The organism is Deefgea piscis (genome assembly GCF_013284055.1).
Lineage (GTDB): Bacteria > Pseudomonadota > Gammaproteobacteria > Burkholderiales > Chitinibacteraceae > Deefgea > Deefgea piscis.
The window spans coordinates 1,055,151-1,074,965 of sequence record NZ_CP054143.1 but is presented as its reverse complement, the minus strand read 5'-3'; the positions used below and the strand labels follow the sequence as shown (position 1 = coordinate 1,074,965).

General features: G+C 49.4%; 22 protein-coding genes and 1 other RNA gene. 11 read left to right on the top strand and 12 right to left on the bottom strand.

Going from position 1 to position 19,815, the window contains the following annotated elements; translation table 11 throughout:
• Nucleotides 1–12: 12 nt before the first annotated feature.
• The 3 genes from HQN60_RS05200 to HQN60_RS05190 all read right to left on the bottom strand — a co-directional run bounded on the left by HQN60_RS05200 (nt 13) and on the right by HQN60_RS05190 (nt 1,418).
• Nucleotides 13–558 (bottom strand): cytochrome b/b6 domain-containing protein, encoded by a 546-nt coding sequence (locus HQN60_RS05200; protein ID WP_173532662.1) that lies wholly within the window; start codon nt 556–558, stop codon nt 13–15.
• 135 nt (nt 559–693) lie between these two features.
• Nucleotides 694–963 carry a PepSY domain-containing protein gene (locus HQN60_RS05195; protein ID WP_173532661.1) on the bottom strand — a complete coding sequence of 90 codons (270 nt, stop codon included), beginning with the start codon at nt 961–963 and terminating at the stop codon, nt 694–696.
• 173 nt (nt 964–1,136) lie between these two features.
• Nucleotides 1,137–1,418: a PepSY domain-containing protein gene (locus tag HQN60_RS05190; RefSeq protein ID WP_217390253.1), complete on the bottom strand. Its 282-nt coding sequence runs from the start codon at nt 1,416–1,418 to the stop codon at nt 1,137–1,139.
• A 177-nt stretch (nt 1,419–1,595) separates the two neighbouring features.
• Between HQN60_RS05190 and HQN60_RS05185 the strand changes: the two genes are divergently transcribed.
• The 5 genes from HQN60_RS05185 to rnpB all read left to right on the top strand — a co-directional run bounded on the left by HQN60_RS05185 (nt 1,596) and on the right by rnpB (nt 5,539).
• Nucleotides 1,596–1,829, top strand: a complete 234-nt coding sequence (locus HQN60_RS05185) for a sulfurtransferase TusA family protein (RefSeq protein ID WP_173534606.1) — start codon at nt 1,596–1,598, stop codon at nt 1,827–1,829.
• Between the two features lie 496 nt (nt 1,830–2,325).
• A complete protein-coding gene (gene pyrC, locus HQN60_RS05180; protein WP_173532660.1) occupies nt 2,326–3,363 on the top strand; it encodes a dihydroorotase in 1,038 nt (345 codons plus the stop codon).
• Nucleotides 3,348–3,860 carry a hypothetical protein gene (locus tag HQN60_RS05175; RefSeq protein WP_173532659.1) on the top strand — a complete coding sequence of 171 codons (513 nt, stop codon included), beginning with the start codon at nt 3,348–3,350 and terminating at the stop codon, nt 3,858–3,860. Before pyrC ends, HQN60_RS05175 begins: the two co-directional genes overlap by 16 nt.
• A gap of 124 nt (nt 3,861–3,984) precedes the next feature.
• Nucleotides 3,985–5,031: a phospholipase A gene (locus HQN60_RS05170; RefSeq protein WP_173532658.1), complete on the top strand. Its 1,047-nt coding sequence runs from the start codon at nt 3,985–3,987 to the stop codon at nt 5,029–5,031.
• Nucleotides 5,032–5,108: 77 nt separating this feature from the next.
• An RNA gene (gene rnpB / locus HQN60_RS05165) (RNase P RNA component class A) lies at nt 5,109–5,539 on the top strand.
• A gap of 20 nt (nt 5,540–5,559) precedes the next feature.
• On the opposite strand, the gene HQN60_RS05160 is transcribed toward rnpB, so the two are convergent.
• The 3 genes from HQN60_RS05160 to HQN60_RS05150 form a co-directional block, all read right to left on the bottom strand.
• Nucleotides 5,560–5,709 carry a hypothetical protein gene (locus HQN60_RS05160; RefSeq protein WP_173532657.1) on the bottom strand — a complete coding sequence of 50 codons (150 nt, stop codon included), beginning with the start codon at nt 5,707–5,709 and terminating at the stop codon, nt 5,560–5,562.
• A gap of 170 nt (nt 5,710–5,879) precedes the next feature.
• Entirely contained in the window at nt 5,880–6,377 is a 498-nt protein-coding gene (locus HQN60_RS05155) for a GNAT family N-acetyltransferase (RefSeq protein WP_173532656.1), read from the bottom strand.
• 100 nt (nt 6,378–6,477) lie between these two features.
• Entirely contained in the window at nt 6,478–6,738 is a 261-nt protein-coding gene (locus HQN60_RS05150; protein ID WP_173532655.1) for an accessory factor UbiK family protein, read from the bottom strand.
• A gap of 243 nt (nt 6,739–6,981) precedes the next feature.
• On the opposite strand from HQN60_RS05150, the gene glnK reads away from it, so the two are divergent.
• The 3 genes from glnK (at nt 6,982) to HQN60_RS05135 (ending at nt 10,742) form a co-directional block, all read left to right on the top strand.
• The gene (glnK, locus tag HQN60_RS05145; protein WP_173532654.1) at nt 6,982–7,320 is read left to right on the top strand and encodes a P-II family nitrogen regulator; all 339 of its coding nucleotides are present in this window, start codon (nt 6,982–6,984) and stop codon (nt 7,318–7,320) included.
• A gap of 85 nt (nt 7,321–7,405) precedes the next feature.
• Entirely contained in the window at nt 7,406–8,887 is a 1,482-nt protein-coding gene (gene amt, locus HQN60_RS05140; protein WP_173532653.1) for an ammonium transporter, read from the top strand.
• Nucleotides 8,888–9,116: 229 nt separating this feature from the next.
• Nucleotides 9,117–10,742 (top strand): methyl-accepting chemotaxis protein, encoded by a 1,626-nt coding sequence (locus HQN60_RS05135; protein WP_173532652.1) that lies wholly within the window; start codon nt 9,117–9,119, stop codon nt 10,740–10,742.
• A 78-nt stretch (nt 10,743–10,820) separates the two neighbouring features.
• Here HQN60_RS05135 and ubiT read toward each other — a convergent pair whose 3' ends face one another.
• From ubiT to ubiU, 3 genes are all read right to left on the bottom strand, one after another.
• A complete protein-coding gene (ubiT, locus tag HQN60_RS05130) occupies nt 10,821–11,252 on the bottom strand; it encodes a ubiquinone anaerobic biosynthesis accessory factor UbiT (RefSeq protein WP_173532651.1) in 432 nt (143 codons plus the stop codon).
• Nucleotides 11,249–12,136, bottom strand: coding sequence for a U32 family peptidase (locus HQN60_RS05125; RefSeq protein ID WP_173532650.1), 888 nt, complete (start codon nt 12,134–12,136; stop codon nt 11,249–11,251). The genes ubiT and HQN60_RS05125 overlap by 4 nt, the downstream gene beginning before the upstream one ends.
• A 68-nt stretch (nt 12,137–12,204) precedes the next feature.
• The gene (gene ubiU, locus HQN60_RS05120) at nt 12,205–13,218 is read right to left on the bottom strand and encodes a ubiquinone anaerobic biosynthesis protein UbiU (protein WP_173532649.1); all 1,014 of its coding nucleotides are present in this window, start codon (nt 13,216–13,218) and stop codon (nt 12,205–12,207) included.
• A gap of 182 nt (nt 13,219–13,400) precedes the next feature.
• Here ubiU and gnd point away from each other — a divergent pair, with 182 nt between their 5' ends.
• Nucleotides 13,401–14,312, top strand: coding sequence for a phosphogluconate dehydrogenase (NAD(+)-dependent, decarboxylating) (gnd, locus tag HQN60_RS05115; protein WP_173532648.1), 912 nt, complete (start codon nt 13,401–13,403; stop codon nt 14,310–14,312).
• A 122-nt stretch (nt 14,313–14,434) separates the two neighbouring features.
• On the opposite strand, the gene HQN60_RS05110 is transcribed toward gnd, so the two are convergent.
• Nucleotides 14,435–14,764, bottom strand: coding sequence for a zinc ribbon domain-containing protein YjdM (locus tag HQN60_RS05110; protein ID WP_173532647.1), 330 nt, complete (start codon nt 14,762–14,764; stop codon nt 14,435–14,437).
• A gap of 333 nt (nt 14,765–15,097) precedes the next feature.
• Between HQN60_RS05110 and HQN60_RS05105 the strand changes: the two genes are divergently transcribed.
• Nucleotides 15,098–15,637, top strand: a complete 540-nt coding sequence (locus HQN60_RS05105) for a DUF1523 family protein (RefSeq protein ID WP_173532646.1) — start codon at nt 15,098–15,100, stop codon at nt 15,635–15,637.
• Between the two features lie 170 nt (nt 15,638–15,807).
• Complete coding sequence (locus tag HQN60_RS05100) at nt 15,808–16,305, top strand: GNAT family N-acetyltransferase (RefSeq protein WP_173532645.1); 498 nt, start codon at nt 15,808–15,810, stop codon at nt 16,303–16,305.
• Here the strand turns inward: HQN60_RS05100 and HQN60_RS05095 are convergent.
• Both HQN60_RS05095 and HQN60_RS05090 read right to left on the bottom strand, forming a co-directional pair.
• Nucleotides 16,302–17,486 carry a PilT/PilU family type 4a pilus ATPase gene (locus HQN60_RS05095; RefSeq protein WP_173532644.1) on the bottom strand — a complete coding sequence of 395 codons (1,185 nt, stop codon included), beginning with the start codon at nt 17,484–17,486 and terminating at the stop codon, nt 16,302–16,304. The two genes, HQN60_RS05100 and HQN60_RS05095, sit on opposite strands and share 4 nt — an antisense overlap.
• Before the next feature lie 238 nt (nt 17,487–17,724).
• Entirely contained in the window at nt 17,725–19,593 is a 1,869-nt protein-coding gene (locus HQN60_RS05090) for a DEAD/DEAH box helicase (protein WP_173532643.1), read from the bottom strand.
• Nucleotides 19,594–19,815: the final 222 nt, after the last annotated feature.

The window sequence follows — 19,815 nt, the reverse complement described above, 5'->3', positions numbered from 1 at the left end:
TGCCGCGATTGCTTAATGCCTTATGTCGTGAGGTTTTGGCGATGTATTCGCTCGTTTGTAACCATGTAGCATGGCTGCGGGTAGGTTTTCTCGATGGCGCCAGCTTTCAAAAATCGCGGCAGCAACATGCAGACCAACCCCAGTCAGTAAGGTATAGGCGAGCGTTTCATGCAGGGTTTCTAGCCATTCTTCGCCAAAAAAAGCATCGCTACCCATCATATAGCCTGTGGCGCCTAAGGATAAGACCATCAGCAATAAAAACAGCATCATGACCGCGCCTGCGGGGTTATGCCCTAGAAATCGCGGATGCTCACCGCGCAATTGCGCTGCCAGATAGCTTTTCAGCGTAGTCGGCGTGGGGAACCAGCTGCTAAAGCGTGCATGTTCGCTGCCAATAAAACCCCAAATAATGCGGCTGATGACGATGCCGACCGCGGCATAGCCTTCCCAGCGATGGATAAGATCGCCTTCTTCATTCAAAAAATTACCCAGTACTGCAATTGCTAAGCTCCAATGCAATACCCGAACCACGGGATCCCACACTTTGATTTTTTGCATTTTGCAGTTCCTTATCGAATCAGCACTTGAGTGGCTTTGGTATATTGCAAATGAGGCTGGCCGTGCTGGTGATATTGAATGGGTATTGGCTTGTAATTTTTAAATAACAAAGGCTGCAAGCCAATACCTTTGGGATTAATCGCCGATTTCAGATTTCACAATGGCTAAGGTTTTGGTGTCGAAATACACTTCAGCTTTTTTGCCTTCTTTATTGTGGCCGTAGATTTCGTAGCATTCGCCCGAGGTTTTAAATTTTTTGATTTTGTAACCCATCGCTTCGATTTTGGCCGTTGCTTCGCTCGGCTTTAACCATTCAGCTTTTGGATGTGGGGTGCAGTTGGCACCGGCAAAACTAAGAGAAGAGGCGGCCAGTGCAGTGAAGGCTAATGCAGTAAGTACTTTCATGGTGATTCTCCGGTGGTGGTAGGAACAACAAATGTATTTCAACATGCTTCAGTTAAGCGAAAATTAAGAGTTATTCATCTTGCATATTTAATTACGTTTTAATTGTAGTTACTGTGATTAGTACTGACCGAGCGATGGGATTGCGCCAGCCACTGCTTGCGCAGTCGGCAGTCTTAATCAAAAAAACTTTCGTGCTCAAACTCAACCATTTCTAAAGTTTTTGGATCGAACGAAACTTCAACGCGTTGATTGTCTTTATTGCGGCCTTTGATTTCATAGCAGCCGTCAGAGACTTTGAAGCTAGAAATACTGTAACCCTGCGCTTCAATTTTGGTTTTGGCTTCGGCAGCGCTCACCCATTGCTCACGAGGATGCGGGGCGCAATCATTGCTACTGGCAAAGCTCAGTGTTGAAGCGGCAAGAGTGGCAGCGGCGAAGAAAGTCATGAGTTTCATAATGCGTTTTCCATAGTGGTTTTGATTTGATGACGCTATTTAAACCGCTTTGTATGAAGTGAAACTTAAGCGCCGCAAATTTGCCTCAAGCTTGAGGTGGGATTGATTGCAACAGGTAGGATTGACTTCGGTACAATGGCGTTTTGTTCGCTTGGATCTGCGCTCATGACTGCTCGCATTCACCCGCAATTAACGATTGATTTATCGGGACTCAATTGCCCACTACCGATATTGCGCACCAAAAAAGCGCTGGCCACCTTGGCGGGCGGAGAGATCGTTCAAGTGACCTGCACCGATCCAGCTACGCCAACCGATTTCGCGGCATTTTGTCGGCAAACCGGTAATGAGTTGCTCGAGCAATGGCAAGAAGAAACCCGATTTTTGTTTTTGATTAAAAAACGTGCGGAATAAAAAGCCGCCATTGCTGACTGGATCAGGCTAGGCATCAGCGCAAACTGAGCTCGAGCGATGTTGAATGATCCTAATTTAGATGAATAACGGCGATGTTCAGATTATGTGTTGATGATTTTAAGTGCCTACGGCACATTGTTTTACAGTCGCAGTCCGCGACGGGGACCCCATTTTCTTTGACTCGCCAAAGAAAATGGGGGAAAAGAAAGGCGACCCGAGCGCGCCCAGCTCCGCTGTGCCCTCGATTGTCGTGAGCCAAACGATAAAACCGTTTGTCTCTGACGCACTCGGTGCGCTTAGACGGGTTTTTAAACCCCAGCTCGACGAGCGCGGCACAGCATCAACACTAAATCTGAATATGACCTGAATAACTCAGGTATTGGCAGGTAGCCCTTATCAATCAAGGGTTGCCTGCCAATACATTGATATATAGCTACGCTGCCGCAAATGGATGAATCCTAAGGTGGCGGAAATTGACTGTTAAAAAGGAAAAAACATGACGCAAACCATCACCATCGCTCGTCCTGATGATTGGCATTTACACCTGCGCGATGGCGCCGGTTTGGCGAGCGTTTTGCCGCATACCGTGCGTGAATTTGGCCGCGCTATTGTGATGCCCAACTTAAAACCGCCGGTGACCAATGTCGCTTTAGCTGGCGAGTATCGCCAGCGCATTTTGGCTGCGGTGCCAGCAGGGCAATCGTTTCAGCCTTTGATGACTTTATATTTAACCGATAACACCACTGCGGCCGATATTGTCGCCGCCAAAGCCAGTGGCTTTGTGCATGGCGTTAAGCTCTACCCAGCTGGCGCGACGACCAATTCGGATGCCGGTTGTACCGACGTGAATAAGGTTTTACCAGCAATTGAAAAAATGGCCGAACTCGGGTTACCGTTTTTGGTGCATGGTGAAGTGGTCGATAGTGAAATCGATATTTTTGATCGTGAAGCGGTGTTTATCGATCGCATTATGCAGCCGCTATTGGCCAAATTCCCCAACCTCAAAGTCGTTTTTGAGCACATCACCACTAAAGATGCCGCTGACTTTGTTACTGGTGCGCCAGACAATGTGGCCGCAACCGTGACGGCGCATCATTTATTGATGAATCGAAATGCCATGCTCGTTGGTGGCATTCGCCCGCATCTGTATTGTCTGCCGATTTTAAAACGTGAAATTCATCGCCAAGCCTTGGTGAAAGCAGTAACGGCCGATGACAACCATAAATTCTTTTTGGGTACCGACAGCGCTCCGCATGCTAAAGGCGCGAAAGAAACCGCCTGTGGTTGTGCCGGCATGTATACCGCCCACGCCGCGTTGCCACTGTATGCCGAAGTGTTCGATTTAGCCGGTAAGCTCGATCGTTTGGAGGCGTTTGCCAGCCAGAATGGCTCAGCGTTTTATGGCTTGCCAGTGAGTAGCGAAACCGTGACCTTGCGTAAAGAAAGCTGGGTAGTGCCGACGGAATACGCTTTTGCCGATAGCGTGGTGGTGCCATTGCGCGCCGGTGAGTTGGTGCAATGGAAGCTGGTGTAATGGGCGATGCAATTGTTGTTCAACGTGGCGTGAGCGCGCCTGCGTGGTGGATCACCGGCGTGGCCTTATTTGCAGCGGGCATTTGGGGGCTGCCATTGATTGAATCAACGCAGTTTGAAAATCACTTTTTTGGCCTGTTTTATTACTCGATTTTGGCTGGGATTGTGCTGTTTTGGGCGCTGCCTAGCGAGCAGCGCTTTGAAAACGGGCAGTTTGAACGCCGTTTTTGCTTATTGGGTCTGCTGGTGCTGTGGAAAAAAACCACGCCCTTGAGTGCTTTTAGCGAAATTCATTTTGAGCAAGATCCGAATCTGTTTCGTAAAGATACCGTGTGGGTGATTCTCTCGGGCACCGGTGACGAAGGTGAGCGGTTCGCCTTTGCTAATTTTTCCGCCACGGCGAGTAATATGGCCAAAGCGCAGGCACTCGCTGAGGCTTTGTCTCAAGCGACGGGTTTGCCAATTAAAACGCATGAGTCCGCAGGGCTAGCCGAATAGTGGTGTGGAATTTGTAGCGAAATCTGAACGCTTTGCAGCGTAGCAGCACGTTGCAAAGCGCGCGATGTTATGATTTTTGCACAATGAACACGCCCTTGTTTGCTAAGGGCTTTAAGGTGAAAAAATGAAAGCAATCTTGAGTTTAGCGGCCTTACTGGCGGCGGCCTCGGCGCAAGCGACTGATTTGGCGGCTTGCCAACAGATTGCAGACAATCAAAACCGTCTGGCTTGTTATGACCAATTGGCAAAACAACCGTCGCAACAACCCAGCGTGGTTGAGCCAATTGCGGCAATACCAGTCGCTCCGGCAGCGACAACGCTAGCTACGCCCGCTCAGCCTGTGAGCACGGCAGAAACGTTTTCTCAGCGCTGGGAATTATCAGCGCAAGACCAAGACGGCGTCTTTAATATTAAGCCGTATCAGCCGGTGTATATTTTGCCCGTTTCATGGCGTAAAAGAGTCAATAACGATCCTTGCTCACCCAATCCGCTTAATTGCTCGCACCGTGGCGATCAAGATTATGGCAAGGTAGAAACCAAGTTTCAGCTCTCGTTTAAAACCAAATTGGTGCAAGACGCGTTTGGCTCCGATGTTGATGTGTGGGGCGCTTATACCCAGCAAAGTTACTGGCAGGCCTACGATAGCCAGAATTCTTCGCCGTTTAGAGAAACCGATTATCAACCTGAATTATGGGCGACTTTCCCAGTGCAAGCTGGGCCAGAATGGCTCAAATTACGCATGATTAATTTGGGCGCGATGCATCAATCCAATGGCCAAACCAATCCACTGTCGCGCTCGTGGAACCGCTTATATGCCAGTTTTGGTCTGACTTCGGGCGATGTATCGGTGCTGATCAAGCCGTGGTGGCGCGTTCCTGAGCCAGCCAGTACTGACAATAATCCAGATATTAGTGATTACGTTGGGCGGGTAGAAACGGTGGTGGTTTATCCGTGGCAGAACCATGTGTTCTCACTCACTTGGCGCAATAATTTAAAATTTGGTAGCGGCACGCCAAATCGATCGAATATTCAGCTGGAATGGGCCTTCCCGATTACCGGTAAATTGCATGGTTATGTGCAGGCTTTTAATGGCTGGGGCGATTCATTGCAAAACTATAATTTCCACAATAGCGGCGCGGCCATTGGTGTTTCATTGGTGGAATGGCGTTAAGGCGATCAACGTGGCTTGGGCCGCTTGGGTGATCTTTACTTGCCCTGAGTCGGTATAGCGGTGATAATCGCCACCGCGAAGCGGGACAGACCATCGCTGCTGCCAGTGTAATGCTGGCGGGGGAGGAAAGTCCGGGCTCCATAGAGCAGAATGCTGGTTAACGACCAGGCGGCGTGAGCCGACGGAAAGTGCAACAGAGAGCTGAACCGCCAGTGGCCCAAGTTGAACAATCGATTGAAGCGATTGGGATTGAGTCATCGGTAAGGGTGAAAAGGTGTCCTCGTCAGAGGAGCCCCGTAAAGGGGTCGGTAAGAGCGCACCGCGGCGCTGGTAACAGTCGCTGGCAGGGTAAACCCCATTCGGAGCAAGACCAAGCAGTAGGCGTTGAAGCTGCTCGCTGAGTCTACGGGTAGGTTGCTTGAGCGCATCAGTAATGGTGTGCCTAGAGGAATGATGGTCACGGATGGCAACATCTGGACAGGACCCGGCTTATCGGCCCGCTTCGCCCCCATACACTACCCATGTATCTTAATACATGCGGCGATCGAAATAAGGCAGCAGGTTATACACCTGTTTTGAGCTCAGATTGAATTCTCGCTCAGCCGCTTGCATGGCTTGTAGCAATCCGCATCCAGCGGCAATTTCTTTATCTATAAAATTCAGTACTTCTTGCGCCACGAGCAAAACCTAAGATTGAAAACGAGCAATCTGAGTATTTTGCCTGCTGAAGATTAAAATTGAATGTCTATCTGATTGATCAATGACTTTGCTCAGAATTTTTGGCGTGTAGCGTTCGCGCGTTGCGTCGATAACGGCCAAATGTTTGCTCGAATAACCCGCATTTGTCGTTATTCGTTAAGGCGACGAACAAAATGCAAATAACCCATTTCGCGGGCATAACCCATTTTTTGATAAATACGGTGGGCGCGAACGTTTTCGGGGCCAGTTTCCATCATCAGCATGCCGATACCGGCTGCTTGCGCTTCTTTTTCAACTTGAGCCAATAAGGCTTCGCCAACGTGCTGACCACGATAAGCCGGTTGCACATACAAATCATTGAGTACCCAACTCCGACACAAAGCAATCGATGAAAAGCAGGCAAAGACTTGCGCAAAGGCGAGGGTTTCGCCGGCACTATTGCGCGCCAAATAAATTTTGGAGTCCCCAGTCGCTAGTCGTTCCGCTAAAAAAGCGCGTGCTTCGGCCTCATTATCTGGGCAGCCATGAAACTGACGATAGGCATTAAATAACGGGGCTAAACGGTCGAGATCGAGAATGCTGGCGTAGCTTAAGTAGAAAGTGGAGGCGCAGGGTTCTGGATTGAGTCGGGCGTCGGCGGCAGACATGGCGATCTCTTTTGTCGTTGTTTTTTTCATGGTACAAAAAAACCGAGCACATGGCTCGGTTTCTTATTGATTTGTTGCATATATTACAGGCGTGTCAGTTTTATATGCCATCTTGCGGGTTGTTGGTCTGCAGCCGCATTTCAAGATCTGCAACGCGCGCTTCCATTTGGGTCAGCGTTTCGCGAGTGCGGGCGAGTACTTCTTGTTGGATTTCAAATTCTTCACGGGTGACTAAATCCATTTTGTTAAATGCCGAACCCATCATGGCGCGCACGTTTTTTTCGATATCTTTTGCAGGGCTAGCGGCGATGGCTTCCGAGATTTTATTGCTGATTTCATCGAAAAATTTGTCTTTTAACATGACTTTCTCCAGTTATTGGCAATGGTTGAATCCAGTTTAGCAGATTCAAATTCACAACAGTTTGATTTACATGCACCAAGACGGAGCATCACGCGGTGCGTTTGATTTAAATATTGCGCTGCAACAGTGCTAACTTGGGGGCTGATGAATTTAAATCAATGATAAACAGCGCTGAACTAGGCTGGCACGCTTCATGCTAACAATCTCCTCATCAATCTGACCGTTTGTATAAGGAGTTACACCATGAAATTTGTAAGCGCAATTATCAAGCCATTTAAGCTTGATGAAGTTCGTGAAGGCCTTTCAGCAATCGGTGTTCAGGGTTTGACTGTGACCGAGGTAAAAGGTTTCGGTCGCCAAAAAGGACATACCGAGTTGTATCGGGGTGCTGAATATGTGGTCGATTTTTTACCCAAGGTCAAAGTAGAAATCGCGATTGCTGATGAATTGCTCGAGCAAGCGATAGAGGCGATTGAAAAAGCCGCCCACACCGGCAAAATCGGTGATGGAAAAATCTTTGTCTTTGACTTGATGCACGTGGTGCGCATTCGTACCAGTGAAACGGGTGACGCCGCAATTTAAATTGAGCTGATCGCCATCGACATCAACAAAAAATCATAATTCGCTAGCGATACATCACGATAGATTTGATCTGGAGCGCATGAAAATGAAAAAAATACTCGCATCTTTAGCTTTGTTTTCCGCCATGTGGGTGGCGGCCCCCAGTTTTGCCGCTGACGCGATAACCGCCAGTGCTGCCTCTGCAACGATGGAGGCGGTGGTCGAAGTGGCTGTGAGCGTTCAGAACACCGCTGCCGCAATTGCCGCGCCCGTGATGACGGTGAATAAAGGCGATAACAGTTGGTTGTTTGTAGCAACGGCCTTAGTGATTTTGATGTCGATTCCTGGCTTGGCGCTGTTTTATGGTGGCTTGGTGCGCAGCAAAAATATGCTGTCGGTGCTGATGCAAGTATTTAGTATCTTTAGCTTGATCAGCGTGCTGTGGGTGATTTATGGCTATAGCTTGGCGTTTACTGAGGGCAATGCATTTTTTGGCTCTACGTCAAAAATACTGCTCAAGGGCGTTACGCCAGATTCAATTGCCGCCACGTTTAATAAAGGCATTGGTATTTCTGAGCTGATTTATATTGCGTTTCAAGGTGCATTTGCTGCGATTACTTGCGGTTTGATTGTGGGATCGTTTGCCGAACGCATTAAGTTTTCAGCATTATTAGTATTTTGCGTGCTGTGGTTTACGTTTTCTTATTTGCCAATCGCCCATATGGTTTGGTACTGGGCCGGCCCTGATGCATACACTAGTGCGGCGGCGGCAACTGCTGCAGCGGCGACGGCTGGGTTTTTATTCCAAGATGGCGCTTTAGATTTTGCCGGTGGTACGGTGGTGCATATTAATGCCGCAGTGGCTGGTTTGATTGGTTCGTACTTTGTTGGCAAACGGATTGGTTATGGTCGCGACCCAATGACGCCACATAGCTTAACGATGACCATGATTGGTGCTTCATTATTGTGGTTTGGTTGGTTTGGTTTTAACGCCGGCTCGGCACTCGAAGCCAACGGTACTGCGGCTTTGGCTTTTGTAAACACTTGGGTGGCACCGGCGGCGGCAGCAATGACGTGGTTGTTGATTGAGTGGTTATGGAAAGGTAAACCGTCATTATTGGGCGCGGCATCGGGTGCGGTGTCTGGCTTAGTGGTGATTACCCCTGCAGCGGGTTTTGTCGGGGTCGGTGGTGGTTTGGTGATGGGCGTGATTGCGGGTGCCGCTGGTTTATGGGGCGTGCACGGCTTGAAACGCTTATTGGGGGCGGATGACTCTTTAGATGTGTTTGGTGTGCATGGCGTTTGCGGCATTGTCGGTGCGATTTTGACTGGCGTATTTGCCAGCCCTGATCTGGGTGGCACTGGCGTGTGGGATTACGTGAGCAATGGTGTGGCTGCGTCGTACAGCATTATCGATCAAGTCAAAATCCAAGCATTGGGTGTGTTAGTGACGATTGCTTGGTCAGGCACGGTGGCGGTTGTGGCGTATAAATTGGTCGATATAACCATTGGTCTGCGGGTGAAAGAAGACGAAGAACGCGAAGGATTGGATGTGTCTAGCCACGGCGAGAAAGCGTATAACAATTAACATTTAGCAATTGAATTCATCCGATGGCCTTCTTGCGAAAGAAGGCCATTTGTTTTGTTTAACGCACGGAAATAAATAAGTTTTAAGTAAATTTATACTGTGTTTAACGTCAGAAAATCGTTGCAATAACTGGATAGGCAGTCTAAAAAGGGTTGCTAACACATCGATTTAAACCAATTCAAACCAATCATTGGGTGAGTGTTTATATTGATTAGATTCAAGGGGTTGCATGATGAATCAACTGAAAATTCGTACGCAAATCACGATTTTGGGGCTATTTGCCCTAGCTGGCATGTTGTTTGTGGGGGCGATTGCCTATCTGAATAATATCCATCTGGTGCAAAGTATTGAGGCGGTGAGTAAGGGAACGACTTTGCTCAGAAATCAAACCGAAGCCGATATGATGCATGACGGGATTCGGGCCGATGTATTGGATATGAATCGAATATTTGCGGAAGCTAATCCAGCCCCTGATGAAATCAAAGAAGTAAAAGCGGGTTTAAAACAACATCTAGAAAACTTTAACCGTTTGATTGCTGAAAATGATCAGATGCAATTGCCAGCAACGGAGCGTGAAGCCTTAAATGCGCTAAAGCCCGATCTCGCTGAATATGTGCGCATGGCGCAAGTCACTGCGGATAAATTTGAAAAGCACGATGGCGATGCTCACACCGCGTATCAAAATTTCTTTCAAGTATTTGGCCGGTTAGAAGGCAGCATGGAGAAATTTAGCTCACTGATTGAAAACAATATTCATCAGGCCAATGATGAGCAAGCCGCGATTATTAAGCAGGCCCAGCTTTGGGTGTGGAGTTCATTGATTATTGCGACTGGCTTATTGCTGATTGGTATTTGGCTGGTGAACCGAGCGATTACTCAACCGATTTTTATGGTGCAAACCTTTTTGACTAATCTGAATGGTGATTTGCGCCGACGTTTACCTGATTTAGGCAGCAATGAACTGGGTGAAATGGCCAAGGCAGTGAACCAATTAATTCAAAATCAAGCGCAAACAGTGAATTTAATTCAGCGCGCTGCAGCGGAAGTAGCTCGCGTGTCGAATCAGCTCAAAGGTCACTGTGCCAATACCAGTCAATTGGCCAGTCAAGCCAGCCAAGAAGCGCATCAAATTAAAATGATTACCGATCAATTGGCCGAATCGGTTGAAAGTGTCTTGCATAGTGTCGATCTGACAACGGAGCGTGCGACAACGACGACCGCAACCGCCAATGAGGCGCACGCCAGTATGTCGCGATCACACCATGCGACCGCCAATTTGATGGTCGTCACACAGCAATCGTCGAGCATGATTCAAGAGTTGGGCTCAGCCGCTGCCGCCATCGATAGCATGGCCACCGTGATTAAAGACATTGCCGATCAAACCAATTTATTGGCCTTAAATGCCGCCATTGAAGCCGCTCGCGCTGGGGATACTGGACGTGGGTTTGCGGTGGTGGCCGATGAAGTCCGCAAATTGGCTGAGCGCACTACTGCATCGACTGCCGATATTGCCAAAATGACGCAGCATATCGGGCAAGCAACGAGTGAAGCGGCCAAAGCCATGCATGAGGTGAGCGAGGGGGTGAATCAAGGGGCGATTGATGTGGCCAGTGCGATGGAAGGGCAAAATGCGATTGTGCAAAACACCGCAGAAATGAAAGTCTTATCAATGGGCATTGCCAGCGCAGCACAAAAAGAAACGCTTTCAATTCAAGACACTGCCAATGCCATGCAAGAAATTAATCATAAAATCGATACTGCGAGCAATGCGGTCAATCAAATCAGTCTTGAAACCGATCAGTTACTCGACTTAGTCGCGGATTTACAAAAAAATATCGCGCAATTTCAAGCCTAAGCGACTGCCAGTGGCAGTGAGGGTCTGTTGACATTGGGTTTGCTTGCTGCAAAATGCAATGACAACAGACCCTAGGGTTTAAACGTTCAACTTCATCCGCACGCTGCGCGGCAAGCGTGCAAATAGCGGCGAGAAGTCGGTCGCATCCATCAAGTTTTTTAGCGTTAGGCCCAACTCGGTATCGCCAGTGATGCTAAGGCGGCGCTGAAAAAACAAGGTATCAGGATCTTCTTGTCGCCGAGCAATTAACCAATAATCGGCCAAGCTAGCGGTTAACGTTACATCAGCAGGGGTATCGCCACAGACAAAGCGACCATTCTGGTAGCTTAGCGTAATACCCCAGTTTAAATCGCTGACCGCCATCCGTACTTGCCGACCTTCCCACCACGCAAAGTCTTCTTCGGGCCACAATTGCTTGCGAACCAAGTTCAGCAGCGTCACCGTCACGGCGGTAGGTGGGGTTTCGGGGAGTACGGCCAGTAATTTAATCAACGGCGCGGGGATGTTCATACGGTTTCCTTCATGCAAATACCCGCTTGACCATGCCAATAACCATTGACCAGACCTTCGGGATTAATACGTTGCCAATCGAGCTCAGGCGCTGTTGCCGGATTCGCAAGCGCTGCGGCATAAGCGGCAACAATTTCAGCGGTAAACTGCGCTTGTGGGCTAATGCGTAAATGGCTGGCGCCCACGTTGGTGACGCTAGCCAAATCATGAATTAAGGCATGGCAAGCCGCCGACTGCGTTTGAATTCCGTTTAGGCGCAAGAAATCTTGTCCTTCGCGGGTTTTGAGCAACTGGCCATCGGCGTGCTCAATGCACTTAAATTCACAGGCATCTTTGCTTAAATCGTAATGTCTGGCGGTAAAGCAGCGCGCAGAAAACGCCAGTGGTAAACGGCCATGGGCAAAGATTTCGGTTTCAATGGGTAGCTTGGCCTCCGCCAAAGTGGCCACAATCGCCGCGCGACTTGCCTCGAGCGAGGGTAGCCAGCGAATGGCACCGGCGGCTTGATGCCAGTCGAGCGTGGCACCGTTGTAAATATTCAGATGCGGGCCAGCAATATACGGAATCGCTAAATCGCGCGCGATTTTAACTGCGCCTAAATCATTGGCTTCGAGTAAGCCGCCTTCTTTGGCAAACCGGCGCAGCGACGATAAATCGGAGCCCGATTCGAGCAAGGCTTGCGAGCTGTAAACGACGGTTTTGCCGGCTTGGCATAATTGCTGGCCCAAGGCCAGCCAATCACTAGTGCGTAATTCATGGCGGCGAGCGCAAACCACTTCACCCAGATAAATCGTGCTCACATTCCAATCGGCAGCAGCGGCATAAAAATCGAGTGTGGCTTGGCGTGACCAATAGTAAAGCAGCGGGCCAAGAGTGAGTTGCATGGATCTTCCTCGATGAATTTAAAACTGAAAAGCCGCGCTGGCGGCGTGGCTTTTATAAAAAGTACGACTTAGCGCCAAGGTCGGCTATAAGCCCCAAGCGTTTGTTGATGCCCTTCCGACACTTTGCTGAGTGCCTGTTGCCAAGCGGGCTTCACCGAATACCGTGGATCGCTCGCGGCATCAATCGCTGCGCGCAGGGTTTTGGTCACTTCGCTGACATAAGCCGGGCTGCGTTGGCGGCCTTCGACTTTAATGGCTTTTACGCCCATGCGGATCAGCTCGGGCAGTACCGAAAGCGCATTGAGGCTGGTTGGCTCTTCCATCGCGTAATAGCTGGCGTCACCGACTTCAAAGCGGCCTTTACACAGGGTTGGGTAACCGGCGGGTTCGTCTTTTTCAAAATGGTCGATCAAAATGCCATTTAAACGAGTATCAAGGGTATCGCCTTTAGGTAGCCATTGCACATGGCTTGCTGGTGAACACACCCCATGGGTATTTGGCGATTCGCCGGTGGCGTAACTGGATAAAATACAGCGCCCTTCGGCCATCACGCACAAGCTACCAAAACCAAATACTTCGATTTCGACTGGGGTGTTTTTAATGACGTATTCGATCTGTGGCAAAGTCAAAACCCGTGGCAGCACGGCGCGGCTAATACCAAAATGTTCATATGCGAGGTTTACCGCTTCAAAATTAGTGGCGGAACCTTGCACTGATAAATGGCGGCGTAACTGGGGGTGGCGGCGGGTGGCATACTCAAGCAAACCCAAGTCGGCCAAGATCACCGCATTAGCGCCTAAGTCGGCTGCGGCGTCGATTGAAGCATGCCATTCAGCGGTTCGACCCGCTTGCGGGTACGTGTTAATGGCAATGAGTACTTCCCGACCTTGGGATTGTGCATATTCAACACCCGATTTAAGCTGTGAGTCGGTAAAATTAAGCCCAGCAAAATTGCGGGCATTGGTCGCATTCTTAAAACCAAGATAAACCGCATCAGCACCAGACTGAACTGCTGCTTTTAGGGCTGGTAAACTACCAGCAGGGCAAATTAATTGCGGCAAATGTGGTGCTAAAGAAGGCATAATAGCGTAACCCAACGTGAGAATTTGCGCCTAGCTTAGGCGTTACGCTCTCATGAAACTTTAATACAAATCAAAAAAAAGCATGCCTAGTGCTTCGGTGGTAGTGAATATCCCGATAAAACTGCATGATTTACGCTTCGAATTTAAGTATTCGGCGGGGCAATCAATACAAAGGAAATAGCATGAATATCGCAATGATCGGTTTAGGTAAAATGGGCGGCAATATGGCACGTCGACTCTCTCGAGGCGGGGCGACGGTCTTTGGTTTTGACGTCAGTGCTGACACCCGTAGCCAGTTGGCGCAAGAAGAAGCTAACTTCAAAGCATTTGCCAGCGTACCTGAATTGATTGCCGCCTTGCCAACACCGCGCGTGGTTTGGCTGATGTTGCCATCTGGCGCGATCTCAGAAGCGGCATTCGATGAAATGAAAACCTTGCTCGCACCAGGCGACTTGATCATCGACGGCGCCAATGCCATGTATAAAGACAGCCAACGCCACGGTGCTGAATTGGCCGCAATGAATATTAAATTTGTTGATGCCGGTGTTTCAGGTGGTGTTTGGGGTTTGCAAAACGGCTATTGCTTGATGTTTGGTGGTGAAAAAGACGCCGCTGCGATTGCCGAACCATTCATGAAAATCTTGGCGCCGGGCGCAGATCGCGGTTGGACGCACACTGGCCCAGCAGGCTCTGGCCACTACACCAAGATGCTACACAACGGTATCGAATACGGCATGATGCAAGCGTTTGCTGAAGGCTTTGCGATGCTTAAAGCCAAAGAAGAATTCGATTTGGATGTGGCGGCGATTTCTGAAACTTGGCGCCATAGTTCAGTGGTTCGCTCATGGTTGCTAGATTTAATCGCCGACACATTGCAGCAAGACACTGAATTGGCCGATTTAAACGCCTTTGTTCCTGATTCTGGTGAAGGCCGTTGGTCAGTGCTGGAGTCAGTTGAGTTGGGTATTCCAGCGCCGGTCATGTCGAGCGCCTTGTACGCTCGTTTTGCGTCACGTGGTAATGACGATTACGCCATGAAATTATTGTCGATGATGCGCAATGCCTTTGGTGGCCATGCGGTATCAAAAAAATAATTAGCTTGAACTGCCACAAAAATGCCCGCAATGAATGCGGGCATTTTTTATGCTGCAGTAGGTGCAGTAATGGCTGCGAAGGTCTGCTGACGTTGGATTTTCCGCCGAGCAGGTACTCAGCCTTAGGCTTTTTTCAAGAAACAGGCTTTGAGCATCATGCTGCCCAAATCGGTTTTGCAATCGACTTCATGGTCACCGTCAACAATACGGATGCCTTTGATTTTGGTGCCAACTTTCAGCGTGCTAGAAGTGCCTTTTACTTTTAAGTCTTTCACCACCACGACAGAATCGCCGTCTTGTAGCACATTGCCATTGGCATCTTTCACGATGCGCACATCGCTTTCTTCTACTTCTGCGACCATCGGCCATTCAAAGCCACAGTCAGCGCAAACATAGTTATCGCCATCTGGATAAGTGTTTTCCAAAGTGCATTGTGGGCAAGCGTTTGACATTGGACTATCCATTTTAAAGAATTTAATCGTTAGATTATAGCAGCCGTTGCTAAGCACACTGCGCTGTGATTATCACCAGAACGGGGATGGAGGGGTTGGTGAGGGCTTGAATTGCGGCGGAAAAGTGCAGGGATTGATTGACACTCAGCTTACTTGGGAATACGTTACACTGGATTTGGCGAGCGTTTCTAGTGCCATGTCAGAGATCATTTAGCGCGCTAAACCCAGCGATCTTCCGAGTTGAATCAAGGGATGATCGATAGAATGAGCATGATTTACATATTTTATAACGGTATAAAATGTATACCGTCTTCAATTTAAGGGAAGTGATGAATGCTTAAACTTAGAAAAGTACTACTAATTCTGTTGGCATTGATTGCGCTGGTGGGGACTGTGGCTTTGGATTGTTTTTTACCAGAAAAAACCATCACCACCATTACCGGGGTTGAAGTGAAGCTCACCGATAAAGACGGCCCGATTAGTAAGGCTAATCCGAGCGATGGGCCAACGGTCGATGTGTATTACATCTACACCAATCATGCGACCGATATTATTCGGGTGTTTAAAAATATTGATACCGGCTGGGGCTGGCCGTATTACTTTAAGTTTAATTCGGCGGATTTACAGGCCAAAGCCAAAACGCTGGAATTTGAAAAGAAACCCGCCTTACTGACTTCCTACGGCTGGCGTTTTGACATGATGTCGTGGTTTCCCAATGTGGTGGATATTCAAGTGGCCGAGCCCGATAGCAGCACGTGGAGTTTTTGGCGTTGGCTGGGTTTTAGCGTGTGGGCGCTATTGCTGCTGATTGCCACCTTTGCGGTGTATCGTGTTACACGCCCCAAAAATAAAGCGCAAGAGGGCAATACATAGAAGGTGTATAGTGGCTTATCGTGAGTTAAATTGCTTGAGGTGAAGGCGTTGCCAGCCTTCGCCAAGCCACACCCACTTATTGCTTGCGGCCGTGCGCCGTGTTTATTGATCCTGTCGTGCTCCTTGCCTCGAAAGAGGGAGAAAGCTTGGCGATGTTGAGCGTCTAAACGATGAACTACGCCATTTTGCCGCTCAGTGCCGCGCATTTCTCGGGCTTGCATCAAGTGTTTGATGCGGCGTGTAAAGAAGAAAGTTTTTTGTTCTTTTTGCAAGCGCCCCCCATTGAGCAAACTTTCCGTTATTACCAAAACATGGTCGATCGTGACTATGTGTATTTTGTTGCGCTGTGCGATGAAACCGTTGTGGGTTGGTGCGATATATTGCCGCAAGGTGACGCAGCCCATGTGGGAGTATTAAGCGTTGCGCTATTGCCGCAGGTGCAAGGCTTAGGTTTGGGGCGAGCTTTAATGCTGGCGGCGCTGGCTAAAGCATGGCAGCAAGGTTTTATTCGCATCGAGTTGACTGTGCGCGTGGATAACAACAAAGCCCAAGCGCTGTATCAGCAGTTGGGCTTTGTGAATGAAGGCGGGCCACAACAAGATTTATGTATTCGCGGGCAATATTTTACGACGCAAACCATGGTCTTGTTGGCGCACAGCGCGCTTTAGTTGCTGCTTTCGCTGGTCTCGGCCTCTTCTTCGGGCACTTGCTGCGCTTCAAGGGTGAGATGCTCAAGTCCGCTATGATGCTCTTCTTTACGATGATGCAAGCTGTTGAGTTTAATATTTAAGCGCAGCTCATTGAGTGAATCGGCATTCTTTAATGCCTCTTCCATACTGATTTTGCCGGCTTCATACAGCGCAAACAGCGCCATATCAAAGGTTTGCATGCCCAATTCTTTAGACTTGGCCATCGCGGTTTTAACGCCGCCCACATCGCCTTTAAAAATCATATCGGCAACCAGCGGCGTATTGAGCAAGATTTCAATTGCGGCGCTACGTCCTTTGCCATCGGGTGTTGCCACCAAACGCTGCGAAATAATCCCGCGCATATTGAGCGATAAATCCATATACAGCTGCGGGTGGCGCTCTTCGGGGAAGAAATTCACGATGCGCTCCAACGCTTGATTAGAGCTATTGGCGTGCAAAGTGCCCATACAAAGATGGCCGGTTTCGGCGAACGCCATGGCGTATTCCATGGTTTCTCGGTCGCGAATTTCGCCAATTAAAATCACGTCAGGCGCTTGGCGCAGCGTATTTTTGAGCGCAGCAAACCAATTTTTGGTATCACGGCCCACTTCGCGGTGCGTGACCAAGCAATTTTTATTTTTATGCACATACTCAATCGGGTCTTCGATGGTAATGATGTGGCCGTGGCTATTTTCATTGCGGTAATCAATCATCGCCGCCATCGTCGTCGACTTACCCGAGCCGGTACCGCCAACCAATAGCACCAAACCACGCTGACTCATCATCACTTCTTTTAATACTTTGGGCAGCCCTAATTCATCAAAATTAGGAATCTTGCTGGTGATGGTTCGCAGCACCATGCCGACCTTTTCTTGCTGCATAAAGACATTCACCCGAAAGCGACCGATGCCTTCGGGGTTAATCGCAAAATTGCATTCTAATTCTTGTGCAAATTCGGTTTGTTGATCAGGACGCATAATGGCCAAAGCCAGCGCTCGCGTGGCCGCCGCATTGAGCTTTTGCGCGCCAATCGGCGTCATTCTGCCGTTAATCTTCATGGCTGGCGGAAAATCATCGGCAATAAACAAATCGGATGCTTTGTGTTGAATCATCATCCGCAGTAAGTCATGCATGGTTTTTTTAGCTTGTTCGGGGCTCATTCTTGGCACTCGTTACGGTCAGTACAGACCTTGTATATAGATTGAATCAGGCTGAATTGCAGTTGCGAAGTTGATCGATTTCGTCAGTTTGATTGCCAGTCTATCTTACAGCCGTCATTTTATTGATTGATTTTAGCTGTTGCAGCTGGTTATTTTTTGGCGTTGCTGCATGGGCGTTTAATTTTTGAGCATAAAAAAGCCCATGGCGAACCATGGGCTGATTGACTGTCAGTCGGACTTAATCGCCGCGACGTTTATTACCGCTGCCGCCAAGTAGTGCGGCAGTAGGGCTGCTAGAGCGTGGACCACGGCTTTGTGGACGATCGCCGCGTGGTGCACCAAAGCCATCGCTGGCATTACGCGTGACACCTGGACCACCATTACGACCACCACCTTGATAGCCACGCGTTTGACCTTGGCCGCTACGGCCACTACGCATCAATTCACCCGGTAAGGTATTGGCATTGCTCAGCGGTTGCTGCTCATCATAATTGATGCGCTCGCGACGCGGTGCTGGCGCAGCGCCCAATACTGAATCATGACGCGGTGCATTGCGTGGATTGTTATTGCGTGGTGCGCCATCACGTGGACGACGGGTATCGGTAGCACCTAAGGCATCCGAACGCGGGCGACGGGTATCAGTCGCGCCATCAGGACGTGGACGGCGGGTATCCGTTGCGCCTTCTGCGCGTGGCCGGCGCTGCTCGCCATCGGTACGCGGACGACGTTGCTCAGTTTCGCCTTCTGCACGGTCAGCGCGCGGGCGACGCTCAGCGCGTGCTTCGTTTTTGGCAGCGGTTTGTGCTGCCGCAGTTTCAGCTAACGCTTTGCTGCGGGCGCCATTCAAACGTGCGCCACCAGCTGCAGCTGGGCCACGTGGGGCGCGTGGGTTACGGTTTGGATCGCGTGGTGGGCGATCACGGCCTAAGCCACCACGAACAATCGGTTCTGGCTTCACGCGTAAATCGGCTTCAAAGCCTTCTAAGCAGAATTTTGGAATATCTTGCTTGGTAATGCGCTCGATTTCAGCGAGGAGTTTTAACTCGTCAACACATACCAAGGAAACCGCTTCACCAGTACAACCGGCGCGGCCAGTACGGCCAATCCGATGTACATAATCTTCGGCCACGTTGGGCAATTCAAAGTTCACCACGTGCGGCAATTCTTCGATATCCAAACCACGGGCCGCAATATCGGTGGCAACCAATACTTGCAATTCGCCTGATTTAAATTGGGCTAATGCAGCAGTACGGGCGTTTTGGCTTTTATTGCCATGAATCGCCATCGCCGAAATGCCGGCCGCATTGAGTTTTTCGGCCACTTTATTACACGCATGTTTGGTGCGCATAAATACTAAAACTTGATGCCAATTGCCGTCTTTGATCAATTGCGTCAACAAAGGCAATTTTTTATCGCGGTCAACTAAATGCACGCGCTGGCTAATTAATTCATTGGTGGTATTACGGCGCGCAACTTCAACCAAACCTGGGTTTTTAAGTAGCTTGTCGGCGAGCTCTTTGATTTCATCGGAGAACGTTGCTGAGAACAGCAAGGTTTGGCGCTCTTTGGGGAAAATCGACATTAATTTTTTAATGTCGTGAATGAAACCCATATCGAGCATACGATCGGCTTCATCGAGCACCAAGATTTCAATGCCAGACAAATCAACCGAGCGTTGATTCACCAAATCGAGCAAGCGGCCCGGTGTCGCGACCAAAATATCAATCGGCGAGCGTAAGCGCGCTTGTTGTGGACGAATATTTACGCCACCAAACACCACCATTGAAGTGATTTTGACGTATTTCGAATACGTTTGAACTGATTCTTCCACCTGAGCGGCAAGCTCACGCGTCGGGGTTAGAATCAAAACACGAGGACGACCTTTGGCTTCGAGTGGTTCTTTGGCCTGCAATAATTGCAAAATCGGCAAAGTAAAACCGGCGGTTTTACCGGTGCCCGTTTGCGCTGCAGCGAGTAAATCGCCGCCTTGTACCACCAATGGAATGGCTTGGGCTTGAATCGGTGTAGGTGTGGTGTAGCCCGTATCGGCAACGGCACGCAAAAGTGGTTCGGCTAGCCCAAGGCTAGCAAAATTAAGTTCAGACATTCATTATTCCTGCTGCGGCCTGTCGCAAGGAGCGACACCAATCTAGGGCAGGTGGGGTATGTTGGATGGGTGGCTTGCGTGTCGAAGGTTTTCGATGAGGCAAGCAACGCGCCGATTGGTAGGGCGCGATCAGGGGCGGAGTTTAACTGCGCTGGCAAAAAAATACCAACGTTATCTGCTCGATGGGATGCTGATGTGGGATTAGGGAAGGGGGAATGGGTT

Bases quoted from the DNA above. Each gene is read 5' to 3' on its own strand.
- HQN60_RS05175 (WP_173532659.1), top strand. From the start codon at position 3,348: ATGGAAGCTGGTGTAATGGGCGATGCAATTGTTGTTCAACGTGGCGTG.
- pyrC (WP_173532660.1), top strand. From the start codon at position 2,326: ATGACGCAAACCATCACCATCGCTCGTCCTGATGATTGGCATTTACAC.
- HQN60_RS05190 (WP_217390253.1), bottom strand. From the start codon at position 1,418: ATGAAACTCATGACTTTCTTCGCCGCTGCCACTCTTGCCGCTTCAACA.
- ubiU (WP_173532649.1), bottom strand. From the start codon at position 13,218: ATGCCTTCTTTAGCACCACATTTGCCGCAATTAATTTGCCCTGCTGGT.
- HQN60_RS05125 (WP_173532650.1), bottom strand. From the start codon at position 12,136: ATGCAACTCACTCTTGGCCCGCTGCTTTACTATTGGTCACGCCAAGCC.
- ubiT (WP_173532651.1), bottom strand. From the start codon at position 11,252: ATGAACATCCCCGCGCCGTTGATTAAATTACTGGCCGTACTCCCCGAA.
- HQN60_RS05135 (WP_173532652.1), top strand. From the start codon at position 9,117: ATGATGAATCAACTGAAAATTCGTACGCAAATCACGATTTTGGGGCTA.
- HQN60_RS05110 (WP_173532647.1), bottom strand. From the start codon at position 14,764: ATGTCAAACGCTTGCCCACAATGCACTTTGGAAAACACTTATCCAGAT.
- gnd (WP_173532648.1), top strand. From the start codon at position 13,401: ATGAATATCGCAATGATCGGTTTAGGTAAAATGGGCGGCAATATGGCA.
- amt (WP_173532653.1), top strand. From the start codon at position 7,406: ATGAAAAAAATACTCGCATCTTTAGCTTTGTTTTCCGCCATGTGGGTG.
- HQN60_RS05105 (WP_173532646.1), top strand. From the start codon at position 15,098: ATGCTTAAACTTAGAAAAGTACTACTAATTCTGTTGGCATTGATTGCG.
- HQN60_RS05150 (WP_173532655.1), bottom strand. From the start codon at position 6,738: ATGTTAAAAGACAAATTTTTCGATGAAATCAGCAATAAAATCTCGGAA.
- HQN60_RS05095 (WP_173532644.1), bottom strand. From the start codon at position 17,486: ATGAGCCCCGAACAAGCTAAAAAAACCATGCATGACTTACTGCGGATG.
- HQN60_RS05195 (WP_173532661.1), bottom strand. From the start codon at position 963: ATGAAAGTACTTACTGCATTAGCCTTCACTGCACTGGCCGCCTCTTCT.
- HQN60_RS05090 (WP_173532643.1), bottom strand. From the start codon at position 19,593: ATGTCTGAACTTAATTTTGCTAGCCTTGGGCTAGCCGAACCACTTTTG.
- HQN60_RS05200 (WP_173532662.1), bottom strand. From the start codon at position 558: ATGCAAAAAATCAAAGTGTGGGATCCCGTGGTTCGGGTATTGCATTGG.
- HQN60_RS05100 (WP_173532645.1), top strand. From the start codon at position 15,808: ATGAACTACGCCATTTTGCCGCTCAGTGCCGCGCATTTCTCGGGCTTG.
- HQN60_RS05155 (WP_173532656.1), bottom strand. From the start codon at position 6,377: ATGTCTGCCGCCGACGCCCGACTCAATCCAGAACCCTGCGCCTCCACT.
- glnK (WP_173532654.1), top strand. From the start codon at position 6,982: ATGAAATTTGTAAGCGCAATTATCAAGCCATTTAAGCTTGATGAAGTT.
- HQN60_RS05170 (WP_173532658.1), top strand. From the start codon at position 3,985: ATGAAAGCAATCTTGAGTTTAGCGGCCTTACTGGCGGCGGCCTCGGCG.